General features: G+C 65.4%; 5 protein-coding genes. 3 read left to right on the top strand and 2 right to left on the bottom strand.

Annotated elements, in window-relative coordinates; translation table 11 throughout:
- On the bottom strand, positions 1 to 664 hold a 664-nt coding region (locus tag RWR81_RS07520; protein ID WP_314456461.1), incomplete at its 3' end, for a cytochrome b/b6 domain-containing protein.
- Positions 665 to 1030: 366 nt separating this feature from the next.
- On the opposite strand from RWR81_RS07520, the gene RWR81_RS07515 reads away from it, so the two are divergent.
- The 3 genes from RWR81_RS07515 to RWR81_RS07505 are packed head-to-tail and all read left to right on the top strand — an operon-like array spanning position 1031 to position 5146.
- Positions 1031 to 3373 (top strand): cbb3-type cytochrome c oxidase subunit I, encoded by a 2343-nt coding sequence (locus tag RWR81_RS07515; RefSeq protein WP_314456459.1) that lies wholly within the window; start codon positions 1031 to 1033, stop codon positions 3371 to 3373.
- Positions 3373 to 4302, top strand: a complete 930-nt coding sequence (locus tag RWR81_RS07510; protein ID WP_314456448.1) for a hypothetical protein — start codon at positions 3373 to 3375, stop codon at positions 4300 to 4302. The genes RWR81_RS07515 and RWR81_RS07510 overlap by 1 nt, the downstream gene beginning before the upstream one ends.
- Before the next feature lie 49 nt (positions 4303 to 4351).
- On the top strand, positions 4352 to 5146 hold the full coding sequence (locus tag RWR81_RS07505; RefSeq protein ID WP_314456445.1) for a slipin family protein: 795 nt from the start codon (positions 4352 to 4354) through the stop codon (positions 5144 to 5146).
- Here the strand turns inward: RWR81_RS07505 and rarD are convergent.
- Entirely contained in the window at positions 5076 to 6116 is a 1041-nt protein-coding gene (rarD, locus tag RWR81_RS07500; RefSeq protein WP_314456443.1) for an EamA family transporter RarD, read from the bottom strand. The two genes, RWR81_RS07505 and rarD, sit on opposite strands and share 71 nt — an antisense overlap.
- Positions 6117 to 6282: the final 166 nt, after the last annotated feature.

The raw sequence follows: 6282 nt of genomic DNA, 5'->3' as shown, positions 1-6282 counted from the left end.
GGTGCAGGGAGCGGGCGGCCTGGCGGCCACCGAACATCTTGGCGTACCAGGGGAAACGTCCCACGATGGCGGGAGACATGACCGGGCCTGTCACAATCATCAGCGGGGCGACGATGAAGACGATGAAGAAGGACCCCAGCTGCTGAAGACCGTCGTAGGGGGTGAAGTCGCACAGGGACGGGGTGCGCAGGTGTGCATAGGTCAGTAGGGAGTCCCAGGCGTCGGGCAGGATCTGCCACGTCGTCGGAACCAGACGCCGCCACGCCCCCGTACCCACGAGGAGGGCGACATACACGACGCCGTTGAGCAGCCAGAAGCTTGTGGCTACTCCGTGCCAGGCACGCCCCAGCCCGATCTTGGCCCGGCCGGGTAGTGAGATGAGTGGGGAGAGATCGCGCTGGTCGTCCCGAGCGGTGAAGGCGCCCTCCTCGAGGGGCACCTTGTCCTTGGTGAACCGGATCCACTCGGATCCGGGCTCGCACTGGTCCTTGAGGTAGAAGCGCGGGTGCGAGGCGATGATCTCGATGCCGGAGCGGATGAGAACGCCCATGAGAAGGAAGTTGATGAAGTGGGTGACTCGTAGCCACAGCGGAAAGGTCTCGGTGTCGACGCACTGCTGGGCGACGTCGTTGGCGGTCTGGGCGGCTAAGGGCAGGAGGGACATCGTCGTGCCTTACAAAGGGGGGGGTGAGAAACTTGCCGTATGAATTATTGTACAGCCGATTCTCGGTTCTATGCAGTTTTTGTGACAGTAAGTCGTGATCAAATCTTCAGTACGAGGACCTGCGTTTAGGGGTACCTAACTTAAATAGCGCATCAAACTGTTGTTAAAATGGTTATCATCTCGTTGGTCGAACGATTCAATGTGTTGAATATAGATGGTTGTTTTCTGATGAAATGTTGCCGATCGGTCGGTGTGCTGACAAGATAATCCCGGATCGCTCCGTAAGTGGACGATGTGTTGCTTGTACGGTGACTGTTGTGACGCGGAAGACGTCCGCCGTCTCCTGAGATACACGGAGGTACTCTCATGTCATCCGCTGCCACGACTGAGGGGGTGGCCTCCCGACGCGCTCGCCTCATTGGCAAGGGCTGGATCCAGGGAGTAACCCTGGTCATGCTCTTCGGATTCACTGTCATGGGCCTGTTGGCCTATCGCACCTACACCAACTCCATGCCTCAGCCGGAGAAGGTGGTCACCGAGAGCGGCGAGACCCTCTTCACGACGCAGGACATCACCGAGGGACAGAAGCTCTTCCAGGCCAGAGGCCTCATGGAGTACGGCTCCATCCTGGGGCACGGTGGCTACCTCGGTCCCGACTTCACTGCCGAGTACCTTCGTATGGAGGCCACGAGCGTCAAGGAGCAGCTCACCTCCCAGGGAGTCGACGACCCGGCCGCCGCCACCAAGGAGATGCTGCGGACCAACCGCTACGACTCCTCCACGGGAACACTGGTGTGGACCGATGAACAGGTCAAGGCCTACAACGACGCCGTCGGTCACTACACCAAGATGTTCGGGCCCGATGCCCACAGCCATGGCCTCAAGCCGGATCTCATCACCGATCCCGTCCAGGTCAAGCAGGTGACGGCCTTCTTCGGCTGGACCGCCTGGGGCTCTTCCGCGCAGCGCCCGGGTCACGACTACTCGTACACGAACAACTGGCCTGCGGAGTCCCTGGTCGGCAACGCGCCCACCGGTGACCTCATGATCTGGTCGGTCCTGTCACTGATCGTCCTCATCGGCGGAACCGGGGTCATGTTCGCCATCTACGGCCGCTGGAGCCAGAAGATCGGTTGGCACTCGGAGGAGGCCCCGGCCCTGTCCTTCCGGCAACCCGAGGAGATCGGGCTGACCAAGTCGCAGAAGGTGGTGGCCTGGTACGTGTTCACCATCGCCGCCCTGTTCCTGGTCCAGACGCTCCTGGGCGCCCTGGCCGAGCACTACCGGGCCGACGTGCTGTCCTTCTTCGGCTTCGACCTGGGCCGGCTCCTGCCCTTCTCGCTGGCCCGCACCTGGCACGTCCAGCTCTCCTTGTTCTGGACCGCCATCGGCCTGCTCGCGGCCGGCCTGTTCCTGACCCCGTTCATCGCCAGGCGTGAGCCGAAGAAGCAGCACGTGCTGGTATGGGTCCTGTTCATCGCGGCCACGGTCGTCGTCGTTCTGTCCTGTCTGGCCGAGGGGGCCAGCCAGCACGGTCTGAGCTGGGCCAAGGGGCCGCTGTTCTCCCAGCAGTGGGAGTACCTCGACCTGCCCTTCGTCTTCCAGGTCCTGCTCACCGTGGCCCTGTTCGTCTGGGTGTTCATCATCTGGCGTGCCATGCGCCGGCGCCTGAGCAATGAGCATGTGGCCAACATGCCTTGGCTGTTCATGTTCGCCGCTCTGGCGATCCCGGCCTTCTACGCCGTGGGGATGATGGCCCGCACCGGCACACACGTCACCGTCGCCGAGTTCTGGCGCTTCTGGGTGGTTCACCTGTGGGTCGAAGACTTCCTCGAGCTGTTCACCACCGTCATGGTGGCCTACGTGTTCGTCCTCCTGGGCGTCGTCCGGGAGAGGATCGCACTGGGCATCATCTTCATGGACATCATCCTGTACTCCGCCGGCGGCGTCATCGGCACCATGCACCACCTCTACTTCTCCGGCACACCGGTGGAGCACATGGCCCTGGGGGCCTTCTTCTCAGCCGCCGAGGTGATCCCCCTGACCTTCCTGACGGTGGAGGCTTGGGCCTTCATGCAGCTCGGCGCCAACCGCCACGGCAAGGAAGCAGGACCCTTCCCACACCGTTGGGCAGTCATGTTCCTCATGGCCGTCGGCTTCTGGAACTTCCTGGGCGCCGGCGTCTTCGGCTTCCTGGTCAACCTGCCCATCGTGTCCTACTACGAGATCGGGACTGCACTGACGGCCAACCACGCCCACGCCTCCATGATGGGGGTCTACGGCTTCATGGCGCTGGCACTGGGAATGTTCGCCCTGCGCTACCTGGTGCCGGCCAACAAGTGGCCCGAGAAGCTCGCCAAGATCTCCTTCTGGAGCCTTAACATCGGCCTGGCCTGGATGTGCTTCGCCACCTTGCTGCCGCTAGGCATCCTCCAGCTGCGCTACTCGGTGGGCACCGGCTACTTCGAGGCCCGCCAGCTCACCTACGTCACCAACTCGGTCAACACGATCATCGAGTGGGGACGGATGCCCGGAGATCTCATCTTCATCATCGGCGGAGTCCTGCCATACCTCTACATCGCCTTCCTGGGACTGAGGAACTGGCGTCGTGGACGGACGGTGGACACCTTCTCCGAAGACTCCCTCTATGAGGAGATCAAGGGCGGGCGCAAGGCCTGGCGCGGTGAGCGCGCGGAGCTGAACGACTGATGGACTCATCCGACCTGAGCGTGTGGTTCATCGCGGCTTACGCGCTCATCATGCTGGCCGCTGCGTGGGTCGTGGACGTTCTCGGCTCACGCAGTGCCCGGCACTCGATGTCCTGGCGCCACTCGGACTTCATCTACCACGACGACGTCGACGGCTGGAGGTGCCACGAGGACCAGTGGCTGTGGCCCACCGCCTTCGACCCGGACAAACGCGTCATCCGCTACGAGGGGGCCCACGCGATCTGTGGGCGCTGTCCGTCCAAGGACAACTGCTCACCCACTCCCGGCCCGCGGGAGATCACCCGGCCCGTCGATCCATGGCCCTACTCTGACGCCGGACGCTTCCATCGTGGTGTGGGCCTGGTCATCGCTTGCGTCGGCGTCTTCGTTCCGATGCTGCTCATGGCGGCCTTTCACGCCGTCAGCGATCTCATCGTCCTGGGCACAACGGCCGTTGTCGTCATTATCACCGGAGTCCTGCCACTGGCTCGCCACCTGTGGAACACTCCCGACAACGCACCGGCCCACCTGCCCCACGTCGGCTCCCGGGAGTACCAGGAGGCCGAGCATGCCCGTCGCTCGGCTAGCATCGCTTCAGCCGGGCCCGTGCCGGTGACGATCGGTTCACGTCCCTCGGGCTACCGCTCGGTGCGCGAGGCGGCCGAGGCGATCGCCGCCGCTCAGGCGCGTGCGGCAGCAACAGGGCGGACCGTGCACGTCCCCTTCCTTGCCGAGTCCGACGGTGCCGGGGAGGTGGATGGCGGGACTACCGCCTCCGCAGAACCCGAGCTGCGCCGTGTCGCCGCCCTGCGCACCCGCAGACGAGTCCCGGTCACCAGTGCCGAACTCGGCTCGGACACTGTCCGTGACGGTGCCCGGCGCTCGTGGCCCTCGGCGTGGAACGAGGCCACCGACACCACGACCAGATGATCCTGCTCCAGCCCTGCCCCGCTTCGACCCCCTTCCTGAAGGATCCTCCATGACTGCTCCCGTCTCCGCCATCGTGGCGCTCGCCGTCCTCGTACTGCTCGCCCTGGTGCTCTCGCTCAAGATCATCACCCAGTACGAGCGGGGAATCGTCTTCAGGCTGGGGCGCCTGCGGCCCGTCTACGAGCCTGGCCTGCACCTGGTCGTCCCCTTCCTCGAGCGCCTGGTACGGGTCGACACCCGAGTGGTCACCCTGACTATCCCGCCCCAGGAGGTCATCACGGAGGACAATGTGCCGGCGCGCGTCAACGCCGTCGTCCTGTTCAACGTCACCGACCCGGTCAAGGCCGTCATGGAGGTGGAGAACTACGCGATCGCCACCTCCCAGATCGCACAGACCACACTGCGATCGGTTCTCGGTCGGGTCGACCTGGACACCGTGCTCGCCCATCGCAGCGCCCTGAACGCCGACCTGCGAGACATCATCGAGAAGCTCACCGAGCCCTGGGGTGTGGAGGTCGGCGTCGTCGAGATCAAGGACGTCGAGATCCCAGAGCAGATGCAGCGGGCCATGGCCCGTGGGGCGGAGGCCGAGCGTGAGCGCCGCGCCAAGATCATCAATGCCCGCGGTGAGCTCCAGGCCTCCGAGGAGCTGCGTCAGGCTGCGGACACGCTCTCGAAGTCGCCGGCCTCCCTCCAGCTGCGCTACCTGCAGACCCTCCTGGAGCTCGGTGCCGACCAGAACTCCACGGTCGTCTTCCCCCTGCCGATGGACATCATTGGCCCGCTCCTGGAGCGCTTCGGCTCCCAGACCGGTCTGCCGGACGCGGATGAGGACGGCGAATGAGCTGGTGCACGGCGTCGCCGATGAAGACCGCGACCGCCGCCCACACCAGCACCATGGCCGCCCAGCGCGCCGGCGGGATCTGCTCATGGAAGACGGTCCAGGCCAGAAGGAACTGGATGGTCGGGGCGATGTACTGACTCATCCCCACCACCGACAGCGGTACCCGCCTGGTCCCTGCGGCGAAGAGCAGCAGGGGCACGGCCGTGACCGGACCGGCCACCACGAGCAGAGCCATGATCTGCCAGCCCTGGTCGGGGGCCTGCCAGGCCGACTGCCCCTGCCAGGCCAGGCAGCTCAGGTAGGCAAGGGCGACAGGGGCCACGACGGCGCTCTCCACCGTCAGTCCGGTCAGGGCATCCACGTCAGGCCCGATCCGCTTCTTGACCAGCCCGTACAGGGCGAAGGAGAAGGCCAGGGCCAGGGAGATCCACGGCAGCGAGCCCTGGAGCACCACCAGGAGCGCGACGGCGGCGCTCGCCAGCACGATCGAGACCCGGTGGACGGGGCGCAGCCGCTCGCGCAGGACCAGCGAGGCCAGGGCCACCGTCACCAACGGGTTGATGAAGTAGCCCAGGGCGGCGTCGGCCGTGCGTGCGGTGTTGACACCGTAGACGTAGACGAGCCAGTTGACCGAGACCAGGAGTCCACAGACGGTCAGCGCCCCCAGCAGTCGGGGCGTGCGGCAGACGCGGGCAAGGCTCGCCCAACGGCGGCGCGCGGCGATGAGCGCCAGGCAGGTGCCCAGGGTCCACACGATCCGGTGACCGATGATCTCCACACTGCCGGCCGCGGACAACAGGTGGAAGTAGAGGGGGAAGACGCCCCACAGGGTGTAGCAGCCGATGACCAGGGCCATCCCGGTACCGTCGAGCGCCCCGGAGGCCGACGCCGGCCCTCGGGCGCCTGACGGAGAGCCCGGCGTCGCGGAGGGTTCGGGTTCCAAGGAGGATGCACTGGGGGAGGAGCTCATTGTGATCTGTTCCTGATCCGTTCGCGCTCGGGGATGGCGGCGGTGACCGCGTCGCCGCTCCACGTAGCATAGTGAGGCGCACTGGACCGCCTCGGAAGGGCTCGCTCTTTCGCGGGCGAGGACGGCGCGCCGATCGGTCCCGATCGCTCAGCCCCGGGCCTCACAG

The organism is uncultured Actinomyces sp., from assembly GCF_963526355.1.
Taxonomy (GTDB): Bacteria; Actinomycetota; Actinomycetes; order Actinomycetales; family Actinomycetaceae; genus Actinomyces.
This window is presented reverse-complemented; position numbering and strand designations above follow the sequence as displayed.

Coding starts and splice junctions, on each gene's coding strand:
- RWR81_RS07510 (WP_314456448.1), top strand. CDS start 3,373: ATGGACTCATCCGACCTGAGCGTGTGGTTCATCGCGGCTTACGCGCTC.
- rarD (WP_314456443.1), bottom strand. CDS start 6,116: ATGAGCTCCTCCCCCAGTGCATCCTCCTTGGAACCCGAACCCTCCGCG.
- RWR81_RS07505 (WP_314456445.1), top strand. CDS start 4,352: ATGACTGCTCCCGTCTCCGCCATCGTGGCGCTCGCCGTCCTCGTACTG.
- RWR81_RS07515 (WP_314456459.1), top strand. CDS start 1,031: ATGTCATCCGCTGCCACGACTGAGGGGGTGGCCTCCCGACGCGCTCGC.